Here is a 17,158-nt window from a genome sequence, read left to right as displayed (position 1 = left end):
CGTTCGCACGGGCCCTTAGCGTTCACCCGCTCGGCGACTTGCGCTCTCGATTACCGCCATGAAGTCACATTGAATCAACGAGGGGCCGTCGACCAGTAAAAGCTGAGCGTGCCGGGCCGGGCGCGATTCAGGGTCCGGAAACATGCGTACCCATTCCTCGTTCACCGGCCCTCTGTTATCGCGGTCCTTCAGGTAGATCGTCATCTTGACAATGTCCCGCGTGCTGCCTCCGGCCGCCTCCACGACCGCCTGCATGTTTGCGAATACGTGAGCGCACTGGGACTCCAGGTCTTCGGGAAGGGTCCGGGTTGCCGGATCGATCCCATGGATCGCGCTGGAGACAACCAGATTGCCGATCCGACAAGCGTTAGGCACTGGAAACTTGTGAGCAATACCCTCGACAACGATGCTCTGACGGCACACCGTCGTTTCACTCGCCCGCGGCATTACATCGTCTCGATCGCTCATGGTCGATTGTGTCATTGGCTTCTCCTATCCTTTTCATTTGCGGCTCCGATCGTTCGGAGGCGCATCGTTCGCAGCAATACGAAATCAAAGCCTGCTCGGCGCGGCTTGGTCCGTCGCGATGCCGGGCCGGTCGCCTTCTCGCGTAACAGGCCCCAGACCCGGCACGAGCTCAATGCCCCTCGTCTCGGGCAGCAGCAGCGTCGCGATGATCGCTACGGTGTAGCCAAAGAGCGCGACCGCCCCGATCGCTTCGCCCAAGGAAATCTTCTGCGCAAGAATCCCGATGCAGGACACTGCGACGGCGCCGGCCGCCTTGCCGAAGTTGTAAGCAAAGCTCTGGCCGCTGCCGCGCAATGCCGTCGGAAACAATTCAGTGAAGAAAGGACCGAGTGCGGCGTAGTTGCCGATCGTGAAGAACCCGAACGGCACCCCCATCGCGATCAGTGCCCAGCCAGACAGAGGAAGGAACATATAAGCGATGGTCACGAGCCACGAGCAGACCAGGAACAACTGAAATGTGCGGCGCCGGCCGAGCGTGTCGGCCAGGTAAGCGCTAACCAGGAAGCCGAAGAACGACCCTGCGGTGACCATCAATACGTAATAGCCGGAAGCGCTCGGTGAAAGGTGACGCACCGTCTTCATGAAGGTCGGCAGCCAGTTGACGATCGCGCCGCCTACGCCGATTACGCCGAACCCCAACAACGATGCGAGGATCGTCACCCTCATCATGCCGGGGCGGAAGATATCGACGATTCGCGGCGCCGGGCCTCCTGCCTGTATCTCGGCGCGGGTCCGCCGATACAGTTCCGGCTCCTCGAGCGTCCGACGCAGATACAGCACGAGGAAACCAGGCAACACACCGATCATCAACAACGTCCGCCACGCGTATTGCACCGGCACATGGGCCAGCACGACACCCGCCAATATCGCCGCGGCGCACCAGCCGATGCCAAAGCCGCTTTGGACGCTGCCGACTGCCTTGCCGCGATGCTCCGGTCGGATAATTTCACCCATCAACACGGCGCCGGACGCCCATTCCCCTCCGAACCCAAGTCCTTGCAAAACCCGCACGACGATGAGCTGTTGAAAATCCTGAGTAAAACCAGCGATGAACGTGAAAACCGCAAACCATAAAATGGTGAATCGCATGACGCGAACTCGGCCGTAACGGTCGGCCAAGTACCCGCACGCCCAGCCGCCGATGGCGGCCGATAGGAGGGTGGCGGTGGCGAGATAACCCGCTTGCGCTGTCGTCATCCCCCACGCGGCGATCAGGACGGGAAGTACGAAGCTGAAGAGTTGGGCATCCATCGCGTCCACCGCCCAACCCGCGAAGCATCCCCAGAACGTATTTCGTTCCCTTTTCGTTAACTCACGATACCAGCTGAACACGTTGTCTCCTCCAATATTTATCGTTTCGGCTCAACCAGTCAGACGACGAGCGGTGTCAACCCTCCGTCCATCGTCAGCGATGCGCCGGTCACATAAGATGCCCGCGCGCTGGCGAGATACAGCGCCGCATCCGCGATTTCCTCCGGCACGGCGTAGCGCCCCAGCGGTATCCGCTGCTGGTTCTTGCGCAGCAACTCTTCCGGCGGCTCTCCGGTCGCTCGCGATTCAGCCGCCAGCGACATCTGCACTCGATCGGTCATGGTGGCGCCCGGATTGATGACATTGACGCGTATGCCGGCGTGTCCCCAGGCGGCCGCCAAACCAGCCGACGCAAGCATCAGCGCGGCATTCGCGGCGCCGCCCGGTATATGGATCGGCGACGCGATCTTGCCCCCGGTGCCGATGATGTTGACGATCGAACCTGCGCGCCGCGAGACCATGCGGGGGAGTATGAAGTCCATGACGTTCATGTACGTGAAGAACTTCGCATCCATCGCAACGCGCCATTTGTCCGGCGTTAATTCGCTTGGCGGCACGCGTACGGCTCCGCCTGCAGAATTGATCAGCACGGCAACGGGGCCGACCTGCTCTTCTGCCGCTATGACTGCCCGCTCCGCTTGCGCCCCATCGGAGAGGTCGGCCTCGATGGCCGTGACATCGACGCCGTCCGCTGCCAGCGTCGCACGCGCCGCGCATAGATTGTCCGAACTGCGCGACACGATTGCCACACGAGCGCCCTCCCTGCCGAACGCTCGCGCGCAGGCTAGACCGATTCCCTTGCTGCCGCCGGTGATTAGCACCACCTTTCCGTCGAGTTCGAGATTCATTTGCGGTGCTCCTGTTTCAGCACGTCCGTGTTGTGTACGTTGATCGGCTTCCCATCCGCAAAAGCCAAGATCTGATCAAATGCATTGCCGTAGGCGAACTCATAGTTATCGCGCTCGACGTAGCCGAGATGAGGCGTGCATAACGCGTTGGGTTGCAGCAGCAAAGGATCGTCGGGATTGGTCAGCGGCTCGTGCTCGAAGACGTCGATCGCCGCTTTTCCTGGCCGCCCTTCTCGCAGCGCGGCAACCAGCGCGCCCGGCTCGATCAGCTCGGCCCTGCTGGTGTTGACCAGCACGGCCGTCGGCTTCATTAAAGTGAGATCGGCCGGGCCGATCAGCCCGGCTGTCTCCGCATTCAGGCGCAAGTGCAAGCTCAGCACATCGGATTTTGCGAAAAGCGCCTCTTTACTCGGCGCGTTCGGAAAGCCTTCCGCTTGCGCGCGATCCAACGAGCCTCGTCGGCCCCAAACGAGCAATTCCATGCCGAAGGCCGCGCCGATTCGCGCCACCATCGCCCCGAGTCGGCCGAAACCATAGATTCCGAGCGTCCGCCCCCGCAAGCCGAGCCCGATCGTGGTCTGCCACGAACCCGAGCGAAGCGCCTCGCTTTCGAACGGAATGTTGCGCATCGCCGCCAAGATCAAACCCCAAGTAAGCTCGACGGTGGGATAAGACGGGCGCTGCGTCAGAGCCGACGAGACGATCACTCCGTGCCGTGTGCATGCATCCAGGTCGATGTGCGGCACGTGCCCATTCTGGCTGATGAGCTTGAGTCGGGGCAGCCGGCTTACCAGGGCTTCGTCCACCTTGGTCCGCTCGCGTAGCAGGACCAACACATCCGCATCGGCAAGCCGTTTTGCTAATACATCGACATCCGCAACGGAGTCGTTCCAAACATCGATGTCGTGACCGTGCAACCTTTTGAAGCAATCGAGCGTACGGACAACGTCCTGATAATCGTCGAGAACGGCAATACGGAGCCTGGGAGAAGTGGGAATCATGATGCTCACTCCCTGTTCGGCAAGTCGGCAACTGCCGTACCGGCATCGATCGCACCGCACTTCGCATGTTCGAAGTTGGCTTTTACCAGCGCCCGCTCCAGGACTTCCCCCGCCCGCGCGAGGGGAATGAAGCAGACACCGGTTTCGTCAGCCACGACGATGTCGCCGGGGGACACGCGAACGCCGGCAATTTGAATGTCGCCGTTTATCTCCACGGTCTCAATGCGCCATTTACCGGTGACGGGAGTGATTTCGGTAGCCCAGAGCGGGTAGTCCACACGCCTGGAATGACCGACATCGCGAATACCGCCGGAAACGATCGCGCCGGCTTCGCCTTGCCGCTTGCCGGTCTGCGCCGAGATGCCCCCCATGTTGGACACGCCCGACACGCCTTCGATGACGACGACATCGCCGGGAAAAGCCAAATTGTGAGCCTCGAACTCGGCCATACGGTTGACGCGCTCGCGGGCGGTTTCATAGACGTGTTCGCGCTGCACGATGTTTCGTACCGTCAGCGCGGGCCCGACGATGCTTGCGGTCGGCAGCGTCGGCTTTAGAACAGACGCGCCAACGACACCCGTGATTCCGAGTTCGTCCATTACGTCGGCGATCACGCTGCTCGCATCGGCGATACGTTTGAGCTGCTCGATCAGACCCGCGGGCGGGCGCGGCGTGCGCATCAGACGGATGCGATCCGGACTGATCTTGCCGGTTAGCTTGGGCGGTCCGTCTTCAACGTGAACTTCATCATTCATGAGATAAATCCCTGTAACATTTGTGCAGTTGTCCGCCTAGCGGCTTTCCTCTTGCCCGCCGCCGTCTTTGCGATAATTACCCAGACAGTCTGGATCGTCCAATTCAGATTTTGGGGGTACCGTTATCACCCTGGTGAATGAGATGCGACTCGACCTGAATTTGCTCGTCGTCATTGAGGCGATCATGCTGGAGCGGAACGTGACGCGCGCCGCGGCCAGTCTGTCAATGAGCCAGCCGGCAGTTAGCAATGCACTTCGGCGCGCGCGAAGACTCACCCAAGACCAACTCTTCCTGAAGGTAGCGGATGGTGTTCAGCCAACGTCGCGGATGCTGGCCATCTGGCCCGACCTGCATCGTTCGCTCGCAGTCATCCGCGCCTCGATCGCGCCGGAACGCTTCGACCCGCGAACGGATTCGACCGGCTTCCGAATCGCGGTGACCGACAGTCTGGCGGCGGAAGTTGTCCGAGACATCGCCTTGAAGCTGCGTGACATGTCGCCCCACGCACGGGTAGCGTTTTCCCCCCACACCAATGCAAGTTCCCTCGAGGCGATCGAACGCGGCACGCTCGACTGCGCCGTCGGCATGTTCCCGTCGCTTCCGCGGGATATCCATGTCCAAGGACTTCGAACAGATCGCTACGTGTGCGTGATGCAATCGGGGCACACCTTAGCCGCGGAAATAGACTTGGATCAGTTCGTCGCAGCCTCACATGTATTGGTGACGCCATCGGGAATGGATCTCGGAGTCGTTGATGGTTGGCTAAGTCTTCGTGGCCGTACAAGAACGATCACGGTCGTCGTGAATCATTTTGCCGACGCGCTGCGGATCGTCGCAGAAAGCGACCTCCTGACCTGCGTGCCCAGCGGTTTCCTAGGCAGCGGCGACGCTCGCGCTCTGGTCGAGAAACAGGGACTGGTGATCCGGGAGCTCCCCTTTGAAACGGAGAAGCTCATCTACAAGCTCATCTGGCACGAACGGCTTCACATCCATCCCGCGCACCAGTGGTTTCGGTCCCTTGTCGTTGGTACTTGTGCCATACCTGAAGGGACAACGATGGCTGATACTGCCTTGCAGGGACCAGATGAGGCACGGTACTCACGAACGCCGCCTCACCTGTGAGTCCATACCGGATCCGACGTGAAAGAAGTCCATTTTGAGCCAGCCTCAATCGAGTACATCGATAAGTGAAATATATTGCCGGCCCGAAAACCTCGATCCCGGATCATCCGCTGCGATCAGCCTCGGGCATACCCTTCCTTTCACTCGGACCCCTTGCGCTTTTCATTAGATATCTAATATAGTGTCTTCATGAGTGAACGACTTACGACCTTTCGCCTGGAGAACACACATGTTGACCCACGAACAAAACCAGTTGCTGTGCCGGGTAGAGGGCGATGCCCCGATGGGCCAGTTGATGCGGCATCACTGGACGCCCGTTTCTCTGATCGAAGAAGTCAGCGAACCGGACGGCCCGCCCGTCCACGCTCGCGTATTCGGCGAGGACCTCGTCGTGTTCCGAGATACAGAGGGACGCGTCGGCGTAATGGACGAGTACTGCCCTCATCGCCGCGCCTCACTCGTGTATGGACGCAACGAGGATTGCGGCTTGCGCTGCCTTTACCACGGTTGGAAGTTCGATGTTCACGGCACCGTGATCGAAATGGTGTCCGAGCCCGTATCGAGTTGCATGACCGAGAAGGTCAAGCACAAGGCCTATCCCACCCACGAATGGGGCGGCATGGTGTGGGCCTACATGGGTCCCCAGAACACGGTGCCCGAATTCGTGCCACCGGCGTGGGCTCCTACAGCGGACACGCGCGTGAGCATTGCGAAGGCATTGCTGCCCTGCAACTGGGCGCAAGTCCTCGAGGGCGCAATCGACTCGGCCCATAGCTCGAGCCTGCACTCGTCCGACTTCGTTCCGGCTCGTGTCGGGGGAGCCGAAGCGACGTCGAAGAACTGGCTGCGCCCCTCGACCGACAAAGCACCTCGGCTCCAGGTCGAACGAACTTCGTACGGCTTCCGCTATGCGGCGATTCGCCGCCCAATCTTCAACGCCAACACGCATGATTACATTCGCTCGACCGTTTTCGTTGCGCCCTCAACGGTCTTGATTCCGCCTAACAATCTTTATAACGTCGCGAACATCAATGTCCCGATGGACGATGTGAATACCGCGTTCTATTTCATCGCGTGGGGTGATCCGAAAACGACGCCCGAAACGGAAACTTGGCGCAAGTTCCTCTGCCAGCAAGTGGGTGTGGATCTCGACACGAGCTATCGGCCCCTGCGCAACCATGAAAATCGCTTTTGGCAGGACCGAGAAGCAATGAAAGCCGGCAATTTCACCGGCATCAAAGGCTTTCCGAATCAGGACATTGCCATGTGGGTCACGATGGGGCCTATCGCCAACCGCTCCGACGAGCGGCTCGGGGCAAGCGATCTGGCCATCGTCGAGTTCCGCAAACGCATGCTCGAAGCGGTCGAGGCATTTAGCGAAGGTGCAGCGGCGATCGGCACCGGTGAGCACGCGCCCGCTCGCAGCGTCTGCTCCTACCAGGCGGTGATTCCGAAAGACACCGACTGGCGTGCCTACGAGGCGAGGTACGTGTGGGGCGAGGATGCGGAGACGCCCGCGCTCGAAACGAACTATCAGGTCCAGCAATGACCGCCGCTCCGACCGGCATGGAGCGAGAACCGTTGCGTATCGGCGTCGTGGGGCTTGGGCGCGCGTTTTCTTTGATGCTCTCGACGTTCCTTCGCGATCCGCGCGTTCGGCTCGTGGGCGCCTGCGATCCACGAGAAGAAGCCCGTCGGCAATTTGCAGACGATTTTCACGCGCCGGCTTATGCCGATGTGCCTGAACTGGCGGCGAGCCCGGACGTCGAGATCCTCTACGTAGCAAGCCCTCACCAGTTTCATGCGCTGCACACCGAGATTGCCGCGGCACACGGCAAGCATGTGCTCGTCGAAAAGCCGATGGCACTGTCGGTCGCCGAATGCGATCGCATGATCGAGGCCTGTCGCGCGGCGAATGTGCGGCTGATCGTTGGGCATTGCCATAGCTTCGATACCCCGTACCTACGCACGCGAGACCTGATCCGATCGGGACGATTCGGCGCAGTGAAGATGATTCATGCCGTGAACTACACCGACTACCTCTACCGCCCGCGTCGTCCGGAGGAGTTGCTGACGTCGGAGGGCGGCGGCGCGGTATTCAGCCAGGCCGCCCATCAGGTGGATATCGTGCGGCTACTGGCCGGCTCGTGCGCGGTGAATCTGCGCGCGACGGTAGGCCGCTGGGATCCGTCTCGGCATACCGAGGGGGCCTACTCCGCTTTGCTCTGGTTCGAGAATGGGGCTTATGCGTCCCTTTCGTACAACGGCTACGGTCACTTCAGTACCGACGAATGGACCGGTGGAGTCGGGGAAATGGGTGAGCCCGTCTCGATGGATTCCTATGGGCGCGCGCGCAAACGGCTCGACACATTTCCAACACCGGAAGCAGAAGCCCAACTGAAAGCAGCCGGCACTTATGGCGGCTCAGCGTACAAGGCAACGTCCGCGACAGACGCGCCGCCCCCTTTTCATCAGCACTTCGGTCCGGTGCTTGTAACTTGCGAAGGCGCGGACCTACGCCCTTTACCGGACTCGATCGTCGTGTATGGCGACAGGCAATACGAAATCGTGGAATTGGAGCAACCGATCGTGCCGCGCGCGGAGGTCATCGATGAACTTTATGATGCCGTGCGCTGCGAGAAGCCGCCGATTCATGACGGAAACTGGGCCAAAGGCACCCTCGAAATTTGTGTGGCCATGCTCGAGTCGAGTCAGTTAGGACGAGAGGTCTTGCTGTAACGAGGGGGGCGCTTGCAAGTTGGCAAGCGCCCGCTTTGTTTCTGATCCGCTCGGCGATCTATGCCACGTTAATGCTAGCGCCCTCTTCCACGAGCGCGTCCACGCGCAGCGAAAAGTCGACGGCGCGCACGTGCTTCGTGAGCGAACCAACAGAAATGCGGTTCACGCCGGTTTCCGCAATGACTCTCAACGCCTCCGGCGAAACACCGCCTGAAACTTCCAACTCGGCGCGGCCATCGTTGAGTGTCACCGCTTCGCGCATTTGCTGCAGCGAAAAGTTATCGAGCAGGATCGAATTCGCCCCCGCCGCAAGGGCCTGCGCCAGTTCATCGAGCGTCTCCACTTCGACTTGAATCGGCACGTCGGCGTTCAAAGCTTCGGCCGCCCGAAGGGTGGGCACGATGCCCCCGCCCGCCGCTATGTGGTTTTCTTTGATCAGAATGCCGTCGTATAGCCCGCACCGGTGATTTTCACCGCCGCCTATCCGTACGGCGTATTTCTGCGCTAGCCTCAGTCCCGGCAGCGTCTTACGGGTGTCTAGAATACGCGAGGCCGTGCCTTCGACGATATCGGCCATCGCGCGCGTGGTCGTCGCCACACCGGACAGCAACTGCAGAAAATTGAGCGCCGTGCGCTCGGCAGTCAGCATCCCGCGTGCTGGGCCAACGATTCGGCAGACCGTTTGACCCGCGTCCATGTGCGCGCCTTCTTGCACCAACCAGTCGACGCGCAAGCGCTCATCGATTTGAACCAGGGTTTCGTCGAACCAAGGCCTACCGCACAGCACGGCCGATTCACGCACGATAAGTGTCGCGCCGGTGCCAACTTCGGGATTGACCAGTTGGGATGTCCAGTCACCGCCGCCGATATCTTCGGCGAGCGCTTCACGAACATTGCGCGCGAGGGCCGCGCGTGTCATTGCATCCATGTGGAGACCGCGAGTGAGTGAGCAGGAAGAAGGTCGTGCTCACCTGCGCGGATGAATGCTGCGGCGAGTGAGTCACTCGCCAATATTATTAGAGATTTAATAAAATTACCACGCCCGCGTTAGAAGACCACATCGCCACGCGGTCTTCACGCGGATCAGCCGCCTTCGTACTCCTCTCCGCGCATGGCGATGAGGTTACCCACCTCTCTCGTCGACGGAATACGCCGCGCAGGGTCGTCCGACTCGGACTCATCCTTCGCCATGTTCTCGATGATCGCGAGTAGCACCTTGCGAGCCGTATTGATTTCCGTCGCCTTCAACCCGCGCACGCTCACTTCGTTGACTTCTTCCGCGAGCGGCACGAGCTTGCGCTTCAATGCTCGACCGGCCGGCGTCAGAAACACATGGGTATTTTTTCGATTTCCCGGCGCATAGCGACGCTCCACATAGCCGAGCTTTTCCATGGCGGAGACGGCCGTGAAGGTGGTCGGCGTGGTCGTTCCCGTCTCGTCGCTCAACTCCTTCTGCGTCAGCCCGTCTTTTTCCCAGAGCACGCGAAGGAACGCCCAGTGCCCGAACGACACTTCGTGCTGAGCCAACCGCATCTGCAGTCCGCGCACCATCGCACGGGCCGCATCCTTGACCAAGTGAGCCAGACGATCGTCTGGCACCGCTTCGCGCCAGTGCCGGAGAATCGGATCGGAGGTGGGCCCTTCTGCCTCGCCTTTTGAACGCTTCGCAGCCATACCGTTATCTTTGTCAGGTGAGAATCACCGCCAATGATATCGCTTCCCCCCGCCGCCTCGCCACTACCGCACCGATAGCACTCGCCATCAAGCGAGCTGCTCAGATCTTGAAGCGCTCGACGCTGGCCGGATGGAAGAGTTCGGACGGCTGAAGGCGCCGGCTCGATAACCCTTCGGCGTAATGCTGGGCCAGAAAGCGATCGATCACTACCTCGTTGTCGGCAAACCCATACGACCAGAAGTCAGTTCCCATCAATCTCCGAGCATTGCGCAATTGATCCTCGACGAAAGGCAGCGTCACCTTCGTCGCGGACGTGTCGGATAACCTCGCGAGCGCAATCGTCTTCGACTGCTCGAATGCCTTCACGATTGCGCCGGGCAGCCAGGGGTGACGCTCCGCCAGGCTCTTTCTGATCCCGAGGGTATGCATGATCGGAAACAGCTTCGTTTTTGCGTACCACTCTGCCGCACTGCGTTGGGGATCATCGAACAGGTATTTGACTTGAGGATGTCCCCGCTCGAAGCATGACGGTGCGCGCGGACCGATCACCCCGTCGATTTCTCCCGTGGCAAGGAGATTCGATATGGTTTGCCCGGCCGGTGCGTTGTCGAGGACGACACCGTCCGGCAAGTCGAGTGGGATTTTTTCGACCCGCGTCGGATCTTCGTAGCCACCGCGCACCCACCGGATATCCGACGCTTTCACGGCGTATTCCTGCTCCAGCATCAAACGCACCCATACATTGGCCGTCAATTGATACTCGGGCACCCCGATGCACTTGCCTTTCAGATGCTCAGGTCGATCGATACTGCGATCGGCCCGCACGTAGACCGAGCTATGGCGGAATGCACGCGACGGGAACACAGGCACCGCGATATAGGGCGAGGTACCGTTGGCCGTCTTCACCGAGTAGCTGCTCAACGAGAGTTCGCAGATATCGTAATCGGCGTGTCGAAAGGCCCGGAAAAAGATCTCTTCCGGATCTTGAAGCATGAACACAGGATCGACGCCGTCGATCTGAACGTCACCGTCGATCAACGGGCGCATCCGATCATAGTTTCCCACTGCGATTGAAAGCTGAAGCTTACTCATCCACATTCCTTTTCGATTGTCCAAATAAATGGGTCGGCGGGCCTGCCGCAGGTTCAGCGCGAGGCGCGCTCGCGCGGCACGCCGATCAACACGGCAAGCCCGCCGATGAACACGAGCGCGGCGACCAGCAAAATGCCGACGGCGAAACTCCCCGTCACGCTCTTGACCCATCCCAAGACGATCGGCGCACAGAAGGCACCGACCTGCCCCAGACTGCTGATGACGCCGATCCCGCCCGCTGCCGCGTCACCCTTCAAATAAGTGGGGGGGATCGACCAGATGATGGCGGCCGCCGCGAAATAGCTGATGGAGATGAGGCTCAGGCACACGATGGCTGCAACCCAGTTGTGCGTCAGCAGCGTCAACGCCACGGCGCCCAATGCTCCTGCGGTCGTGGACAGTGCGAAGTGCCAGCGGCGTTCGAGCCGGACATCCGAACTGCGTGCAATAACGAGCATGGCGACAGCACCCACGATGTAGGGCAACGCCGACAGAAAACCGATCTGCAGAATATTCGCCACCCCCGCCTGCTTGATGATCGTCGGCGTCCAGTAGTTCAGCAGCGTTCCGCAGATGGGCACCGTGGCCCAACCCGCCGCCAGCACATACACGCGAGGATCGCGCAGCGCGGTCATCAGGCGGCCGGGCGCATTAGCCGGCTTGCTCCCGCGTTCCTCCTCCAGCGCATTCCGAATGAGTTGACGCTGCTCTAGGCTGAGCCACGTGGCCTGCTCCGGTTTATCGGTCAAATAGAAAAACGCCACAACACCGGCTACGACCGCGGGTATGCCCTCCAAAAAGAAGAGCCACTGCCAATTCTTATAGCCCCACACGTCGGTGAAGTTTTGGAGAATGAAGCCTGAAAGCGGCCCGCCGATGATGCCGGCGGCGGCAATCGCCAGAAGAAAACGGGAGGTGATACGCGCACGACGCGCGGCCGGATACCAGAACGAAAGATAAAGAATGATGCCCGGCCAGAACCCCGCCTCGGCGGCACCGAGCAACGTGCGCGCCAGATAGAATTGCCAAGGCGTCGTCATGAACGCCATGGCCGTCGAAATGCCACCCCACAGCACCATGATCCGGCACACCGTCCTGCGCGCGCCAATGCGTTTGAGCAGCAACGTGCTAGGCACTTCGAGCAGGATGTAGCCGATGAAAAACAGACTCACCCCCAACCCGTAGGCGGCGTCGCTGAGCCCGAGATCATGCTTGAGTTGCAGCTGTGCGAAGCTTACGTTGACCCGGTCCAGATAGTTCAGAACCCAACAGAAAAATAGAAACGTCATCAGTTTGAGCGTGACCTTTCGATACGTGCCCTCAACGAGTGCCGCGTCGGCCACTTGAGGAAGCGCGTCCGCGTCGTAGCTCATCGTTGAACCTGCCATGTCAATGTCTCCGTTAATCGTCCATGTCGACGCATCGATCTGCTCACCCGCATCGAACCTCAGGCACCATCTGTCAACCGATAATTAGATTTCTAATTATTAAGGTAGGCGATCTGATCACCTCTGGCAAGCGCGGGTTTGTACCGATGCACCCTGTCCCGGACGTCATGCCCAGCCATGTATAATTAGATATCTAGTTATATGGCCTGCCAATTCGCGCGGGCAGATCGCAAAGGGAGGCAGGCATGAACCTGGACCAAGACAGTTTTTTGAGCCTTCGAATCACCACGAAGGACAAGATCGCACGAGACATTTGGCGTTTCGAGTTGAGCACCGCGGACGGCTCCCCGCTGCCTCCCTTCGAGGCGGGCTCGAATCTGACGGTTCGAATCCCGAACGGCATGCGTCGCGCCTACTCCCTTTGTAACGATCCGAACGAGAATCACCGTTATGTCATTGCCGTCAAGCGTGACGCCGGTGGCCGGGGCGGATCCGTCAGTCTTGTCGAGGAAACCGCCGAAGGCGGCACGCTCGATGTGTCGTTGCCAAAAAACGAATTCCCGCTGGACGCCCGCGCGAAGGAGTTCATTCTTGTGGCCGGCGGTATCGGCATCACACCGATGCTGTCGATGGCGCGACAACTTAGGGCCGAAGGCACGCGAAAATTCCGGCTGTACTACCTCGCACGCGACCCGGAAGGCACGGCGTTCTTCGATGAACTTCGAAGCGAAGAGTGGCACCCGTACGTCAAGATCCACCATGATTTCGGTGATCCGAGCCGGTCGTTCGATTTCTGGTCGCTGTTCGAACGTCCGAAGCAAGCGCATGTGTACTGTTGCGGTCCCCATGCACTGATGGATACGGTCAAGGACATGACTGGCCACTGGCCGTCCGGCACGGTGCACTTCGAAAGCTTCGGGGTGGGAAACATCGCGGCGAAAGAGAACAAGCCCTTTACCGTCCGGCTTCGGCGAAGCGGAACCGCGCTTGATGTGCCCGCTGACAAATCCATCCTCGACGTGTTGCGCAGTGCGAACGTGCGCGTCCCGAGCTCATGCGAAAGCGGAACGTGCGGATCGTGCAAGACAGGGCTGTGTTCGGGAGAGGCTGATCATCGTGACCTGGTACTGGAAGAAGGTGAGCGTGGAACGCAAATTATGGTCTGCGTTTCCCGAGCGAAATCCCACGAATTGGTGCTGGACCTCTAAGTGCTCAATGATTCGATCGGGCCGGAAGGCACAGCCCTTAGGGGCACTCGCCTTCTGCAAAGTTGTCGTTGCTAGTCCGCCGGCGGCAACCGCTAGCCGATCGCGCGCGCACGAGGACGAATAACCGTACCGGAAAGCCGCTGCTCCATAACGTGAGCCACCCAACCCACACTTCTGCCAACAGCCCAAAGTGCCGAGGCACTCCGCGGCGGCAAATCAAGCGCCTTCGCCACTGCAACGATTCCCAGCTCCAACGACGGTCCAAGGCCAGTCTGGGAGCGCACCTCGTCCACGCTCGCCCGGAACGCATCGGCCCATGCCTTTTTCCCCAGTTGCATCGCGAGATCCAGCAGGAACTCGCCGCGTGCGTCGCCCGCCGGATAGATCGGATGCCCGAAACCCGGAATTTTACGTTGCGGGAGCTTATCGCTCGTCAGAGACGAGCGCAGATTATCCAGCTTGGGAACCGCGCCAATCAGCGACTCGAGCCGGTCGCAACTGCCGCCGAGCAAATGGCCGGAGTGCGCGCCGATAGCGGCGATGAGGCAAGCTTGCAGACCAGCCCCCGTCGAAGCCACCACTCGCGCGGTATACGTGGCCGTTGATAATTCATGGTCCGCGCAGCAAATCAGCACTGCGTTGAGCGCAGCGACCGCGCGCGCATTCGTCTCGGCTCCAAGTGCCCGGAGGGCAAGGTGTGCGAGTGCCTCGCCGTCGTCTCTGTGAATGAGACGGGGCCTCGAGCGCAACCATCCGAGGCAGCCTGCATACACCGAAATGATCCGACGTGCGAGACGGGGCGTGCTGCCAGAACGAAGCTCCTCCGCGGCGGGTTCGCCAAGGACGAGCGATGCCGCTGCCATGACGCGAAGAATCGGTACGCGCCTCTCTCCCTGTTGTAGCGCAGCAATAGTGGCCTCCAAATTGTCCGGCGGCGGGTCATTGACCCACACTACCGGCTCATCGGTGAGCACGCCGGTCCAAAGCAACTCGGCGACATTCTCGATGTACCCTGGGTGCACGGCTAACTCACAGACATCGATACCGCGATACTTGGGGCCCTTCGACGTAATTTCAGTAATGGCGCTCGCGATGACGGGAGCGCCCGCTCCCGCGGCCGAACTCGCACCAGACTCCGAAGCGCGTTGCGCCTCCCCGCTCAGCCGCGTCTTGCGTGCCAGGAGTCGCTCAACGTCTTCCCGCACATACATGGACCGTCGCGACTCCGGCAAGGAAACGCGGCGGAGCACGCCCCGACTCGCGTACGCGTAGAGCGTCTGCTTCTTTATCCCGAGCAATTGCATGACTTCCGCGCTAGTGAGGTGGGCCTGCATCGCACTCTCTATAAATCAACGTTGATAAAGTATAGCTCACGCCATGCCGGCCAGTCCTAGACTCAGCATCTTACTGGGATATTAGCTGCAGGAATTTGCGCCGCATAGTTGACAATCAATCTATGGTATACACCATTGATCAATCAATCTGGAGATGCAATGATGCTCGTACCAACCAGATGAGAACGTCAATGAAGATTTGTCGATTCAATGAAGGACACCTGGGCATTGTCGAGGGCGATTTGGTCTACGACGTGTCGGCCGCACTGAACGTGCTTCCGCAGCCCCGCTATCCCCTTCCGGCCGAGGATCTCCTCGTTGCCAATTTGCAGGCGGTATGTGAGGCGGCGCGAACACTCATCGCGACGGCAGAATCAATGCCGCTCGAGAGCGTCAGACTGCTTTCGCCGGTTGCCAATCCGTCGAAGATCGTGGGTGCGCCGATCAACTATGCGTCGCATATCGACGAAAGCGTCCGAGATAAGGGAATCGCGTTCGACCGCAAGATCACGACGATCCACGATTGGGGCCTCTTTCTCAAAGCGTCAACCTCGCTCGTCGGCTTCGGTGAAAAGATCGTCCTGCGCAGGCCCGATCGGCGTAACGACCACGAGTGCGAGCTTGCGGTCATCATCGGCAAACGATGCAGCAAGGTATCGCGCGACGACGCGCACGACTATATCGCCGGCTACGCAATCGGGCTCGATATGACCGTCCGCGGGCCGGAGTTCCAGTGTTGGCGGAAATCAGTCGACACTTACAGCGTACTCGGCCCATGGTTGGTTACGGCCGACGAAATCGACAACCCCAACGATCTTGCGCTGACGCTTCGCGTGAACGGCGAAATCCGGCAAGACGCCAATACGCGAGATCTCGTCGTGGATGTGGCGGGGCTCGTGGAAATGGCTTCCGCAATGTACACGCTTGTGCCGGGTGACGTGATCATGACCGGCACGCCGGCAGGCGTCGGCCCGGTACTGCCGGGTGACAGAATCACTGCATTTGTAGCCGGCATCGGACCGGCCACCATCGAAGTGGCGGATCACTATGAATGAGTACACAGATTTGGTCGATGCGCTGGCGCAGTCCAATTTGCTGCCGCTTTGGGATCGCTACATGACACTTCTGACTCGGGAGCCCAACCCCAGCGACTGGCCCATCAACTGGTCATGGGAAGCACTTCAGCCGCTCATCGCGCGCGCCACCGAGGAAGTCTGCATGGCCGATGCAGAGCGCCGCGTGTTGCTGCTGGCCCATCCCGCGTTTTCACCGCATCCATACACGACATCGAATCTCACTGGCGCACTGCAGGTACTGCAACCGGGTGAGCATGCAGAGCCTCATCGGCATACCGTGGCCGCGCTGCGATTTGTGATGGAGGGAGATGGTGCAACGACTTGGGTCGATGGCCAGCCATGTGAAATGGCCGAAGGCGATCTGATTTTGACTCCATCTTGGTCTTGGCATGAACACGCCAATGAAGGAGATCGACGGGTGATTTGGTTCGATGGCCTGGACTTGCCCCTAGCGCACCATCTGCGCTCGGTCTTCCTCGAATTCCGGCAGCGCAGCGGGGCTCTCGAACGGGCGACAAAAGAACGAACCGGCGATCAGAGACAGCCGACCTCCCTGACGTCGGTCGACGTTCCAGCGTCGACGCCATTTCACTATCCCCGCGCATCCATCGCTGCCGCGCTCGACGAACTTTCGCGGCGGGCGGATGGATCCCGTGAGGTCCGCTATACCAACGGGGCCAACGGCGGGCCGGTGCTGCCCACGCTCGACTGCTACGCGTTGCGGCTGCAATCGCAGGTCACCACCCGCGCATACCGAAGCACAAGCAGCGCGATCGCGGTCGTGGCTCAAGGTTGCGGCACATCTTGTGTCGGCGACAAAACGATCAATTGGAAAAAGAACGACATTTTTACGATTCCACACTGGCATTGGGTCACCCATCGAGCAGAAACCGACGATGCGCAACTGTTCCTGATGACCGATCGGGGATTGCTCGACGCGATGGAATACCTGCGCATCGAATACGAGTAGTTGAGATACGCGCAGGGCACGAAGCCAGCTTTCGTGGACAGACCACGTTCGTCGTTCTTTCTTGGCCGGCTGCCTCCCAACACGCGGAAACGAAAAATTTCTTTCGATCC

The 17,158-nt window shown here is 60.0% G+C and carries 16 protein-coding genes; 6 read left to right on the top strand and 10 right to left on the bottom strand.

Translation table 11 applies throughout. The annotated features are described in order from the left end of the window. Nucleotides 1–15 precede the first annotated feature (15 nt). The 5 genes from ACO1XS_RS21720 to ACO1XS_RS21700 form a co-directional block, all read right to left on the bottom strand. A complete protein-coding gene (locus ACO1XS_RS21720; protein ID WP_331568285.1) occupies nt 16–483 on the bottom strand; it encodes a RidA family protein in 468 nt (155 codons plus the stop codon). Between the two features lie 69 nt (nt 484–552). Beyond that, nucleotides 553–1,779 carry an MFS transporter gene (locus ACO1XS_RS21715; RefSeq protein ID WP_331568286.1) on the bottom strand — a complete coding sequence of 409 codons (1,227 nt, stop codon included), beginning with the start codon at nt 1,777–1,779 and terminating at the stop codon, nt 553–555. A 119-nt stretch (nt 1,780–1,898) separates the two neighbouring features. After that, nucleotides 1,899–2,687 carry an SDR family NAD(P)-dependent oxidoreductase gene (locus ACO1XS_RS21710; protein ID WP_331568287.1) on the bottom strand — a complete coding sequence of 263 codons (789 nt, stop codon included), beginning with the start codon at nt 2,685–2,687 and terminating at the stop codon, nt 1,899–1,901. Next, nucleotides 2,684–3,688, bottom strand: a complete 1,005-nt coding sequence (locus tag ACO1XS_RS21705; RefSeq protein ID WP_486391670.1) for a D-2-hydroxyacid dehydrogenase family protein — start codon at nt 3,686–3,688, stop codon at nt 2,684–2,686. Before ACO1XS_RS21705 ends, ACO1XS_RS21710 begins: the two co-directional genes overlap by 4 nt. Nucleotides 3,689–3,693: 5 nt before the next feature. Continuing rightward, a complete protein-coding gene (locus tag ACO1XS_RS21700) occupies nt 3,694–4,443 on the bottom strand; it encodes an RraA family protein (RefSeq protein WP_486391669.1) in 750 nt (249 codons plus the stop codon). A 142-nt stretch (nt 4,444–4,585) separates the two neighbouring features. On the opposite strand from ACO1XS_RS21700, the gene ACO1XS_RS21695 reads away from it, so the two are divergent. From ACO1XS_RS21695 to ACO1XS_RS21685, 3 genes are all read left to right on the top strand, one after another. Beyond that, nucleotides 4,586–5,566: a LysR family transcriptional regulator gene (locus ACO1XS_RS21695; RefSeq protein ID WP_331568290.1), complete on the top strand. Its 981-nt coding sequence runs from the start codon at nt 4,586–4,588 to the stop codon at nt 5,564–5,566. A gap of 229 nt (nt 5,567–5,795) precedes the next feature. Next, a complete protein-coding gene (locus ACO1XS_RS21690) occupies nt 5,796–7,115 on the top strand; it encodes a Rieske 2Fe-2S domain-containing protein (RefSeq protein ID WP_331568291.1) in 1,320 nt (439 codons plus the stop codon). 17 nt (nt 7,116–7,132) lie between these two features. Beyond that, complete coding sequence (locus tag ACO1XS_RS21685) at nt 7,133–8,305, top strand: Gfo/Idh/MocA family protein (protein ID WP_486391689.1); 1,173 nt, start codon at nt 7,133–7,135, stop codon at nt 8,303–8,305. Between the two features lie 58 nt (nt 8,306–8,363). On the opposite strand, the gene nadC is transcribed toward ACO1XS_RS21685, so the two are convergent. From nadC to ACO1XS_RS21665, 4 genes are all read right to left on the bottom strand, one after another. Further along, nucleotides 8,364–9,233, bottom strand: a complete 870-nt coding sequence (nadC, locus tag ACO1XS_RS21680) for a carboxylating nicotinate-nucleotide diphosphorylase (protein ID WP_486391668.1) — start codon at nt 9,231–9,233, stop codon at nt 8,364–8,366. Between the two features lie 155 nt (nt 9,234–9,388). Next, on the bottom strand, nt 9,389–9,979 hold the full coding sequence (locus tag ACO1XS_RS21675) for a MarR family winged helix-turn-helix transcriptional regulator (protein ID WP_486391667.1): 591 nt from the start codon (nt 9,977–9,979) through the stop codon (nt 9,389–9,391). Nucleotides 9,980–10,079: 100 nt separating this feature from the next. Further along, entirely contained in the window at nt 10,080–11,072 is a 993-nt protein-coding gene (locus ACO1XS_RS21670) for a substrate-binding domain-containing protein (RefSeq protein WP_331568294.1), read from the bottom strand. A gap of 53 nt (nt 11,073–11,125) precedes the next feature. After that, complete coding sequence (locus ACO1XS_RS21665) at nt 11,126–12,460, bottom strand: MFS transporter (protein WP_486391666.1); 1,335 nt, start codon at nt 12,458–12,460, stop codon at nt 11,126–11,128. Nucleotides 12,461–12,705: 245 nt separating this feature from the next. On the opposite strand from ACO1XS_RS21665, the gene ACO1XS_RS21660 reads away from it, so the two are divergent. After that, nucleotides 12,706–13,668 carry a PDR/VanB family oxidoreductase gene (locus ACO1XS_RS21660; RefSeq protein ID WP_331568296.1) on the top strand — a complete coding sequence of 321 codons (963 nt, stop codon included), beginning with the start codon at nt 12,706–12,708 and terminating at the stop codon, nt 13,666–13,668. Between the two features lie 92 nt (nt 13,669–13,760). Here ACO1XS_RS21660 and ACO1XS_RS21655 read toward each other — a convergent pair whose 3' ends face one another. Further along, nucleotides 13,761–15,002: a citrate synthase gene (locus ACO1XS_RS21655; protein ID WP_486391665.1), complete on the bottom strand. Its 1,242-nt coding sequence runs from the start codon at nt 15,000–15,002 to the stop codon at nt 13,761–13,763. Nucleotides 15,003–15,193: 191 nt separating this feature from the next. Here ACO1XS_RS21655 and ACO1XS_RS21650 point away from each other — a divergent pair, with 191 nt between their 5' ends. Continuing rightward, nucleotides 15,194–16,057, top strand: a complete 864-nt coding sequence (locus tag ACO1XS_RS21650; RefSeq protein ID WP_331568298.1) for a fumarylacetoacetate hydrolase family protein — start codon at nt 15,194–15,196, stop codon at nt 16,055–16,057. Further along, nucleotides 16,050–17,048 (top strand): cupin domain-containing protein, encoded by a 999-nt coding sequence (locus tag ACO1XS_RS21645; protein WP_331568299.1) that lies wholly within the window; start codon nt 16,050–16,052, stop codon nt 17,046–17,048. Before ACO1XS_RS21650 ends, ACO1XS_RS21645 begins: the two co-directional genes overlap by 8 nt. Nucleotides 17,049–17,158: the final 110 nt, after the last annotated feature.

The organism is Trinickia sp. (genome assembly GCF_057351765.1).
The sequence above is the reverse complement of the archived record's forward strand: the minus strand, read 5'-3'. Positions and strand labels throughout refer to the sequence as shown.

Coding starts and splice junctions, on each gene's coding strand:
- ACO1XS_RS21670 (WP_331568294.1), bottom strand. CDS start 11,072: ATGAGTAAGCTTCAGCTTTCAATCGCAGTGGGAAACTATGATCGGATG.
- ACO1XS_RS21695 (WP_331568290.1), top strand. CDS start 4,586: ATGCGACTCGACCTGAATTTGCTCGTCGTCATTGAGGCGATCATGCTG.
- nadC (WP_486391668.1), bottom strand. CDS start 9,233: ATGGATGCAATGACACGCGCGGCCCTCGCGCGCAATGTTCGTGAAGCG.
- ACO1XS_RS21710 (WP_331568287.1), bottom strand. CDS start 2,687: ATGAATCTCGAACTCGACGGAAAGGTGGTGCTAATCACCGGCGGCAGC.
- ACO1XS_RS21660 (WP_331568296.1), top strand. CDS start 12,706: ATGAACCTGGACCAAGACAGTTTTTTGAGCCTTCGAATCACCACGAAG.
- ACO1XS_RS21685 (WP_486391689.1), top strand. CDS start 7,133: ATGGAGCGAGAACCGTTGCGTATCGGCGTCGTGGGGCTTGGGCGCGCG.
- ACO1XS_RS21645 (WP_331568299.1), top strand. CDS start 16,050: ATGAATGAGTACACAGATTTGGTCGATGCGCTGGCGCAGTCCAATTTG.
- ACO1XS_RS21700 (WP_486391669.1), bottom strand. CDS start 4,443: ATGAATGATGAAGTTCACGTTGAAGACGGACCGCCCAAGCTAACCGGC.
- ACO1XS_RS21650 (WP_331568298.1), top strand. CDS start 15,194: ATGAAGATTTGTCGATTCAATGAAGGACACCTGGGCATTGTCGAGGGC.
- ACO1XS_RS21675 (WP_486391667.1), bottom strand. CDS start 9,979: ATGGCTGCGAAGCGTTCAAAAGGCGAGGCAGAAGGGCCCACCTCCGAT.
- ACO1XS_RS21665 (WP_486391666.1), bottom strand. CDS start 12,460: ATGGCAGGTTCAACGATGAGCTACGACGCGGACGCGCTTCCTCAAGTG.
- ACO1XS_RS21715 (WP_331568286.1), bottom strand. CDS start 1,779: ATGGATGCCCAACTCTTCAGCTTCGTACTTCCCGTCCTGATCGCCGCG.
- ACO1XS_RS21690 (WP_331568291.1), top strand. CDS start 5,796: ATGTTGACCCACGAACAAAACCAGTTGCTGTGCCGGGTAGAGGGCGAT.
- ACO1XS_RS21705 (WP_486391670.1), bottom strand. CDS start 3,688: ATGATTCCCACTTCTCCCAGGCTCCGTATTGCCGTTCTCGACGATTAT.
- ACO1XS_RS21655 (WP_486391665.1), bottom strand. CDS start 15,002: ATGCAGGCCCACCTCACTAGCGCGGAAGTCATGCAATTGCTCGGGATA.
- ACO1XS_RS21720 (WP_331568285.1), bottom strand. CDS start 483: ATGACACAATCGACCATGAGCGATCGAGACGATGTAATGCCGCGGGCG.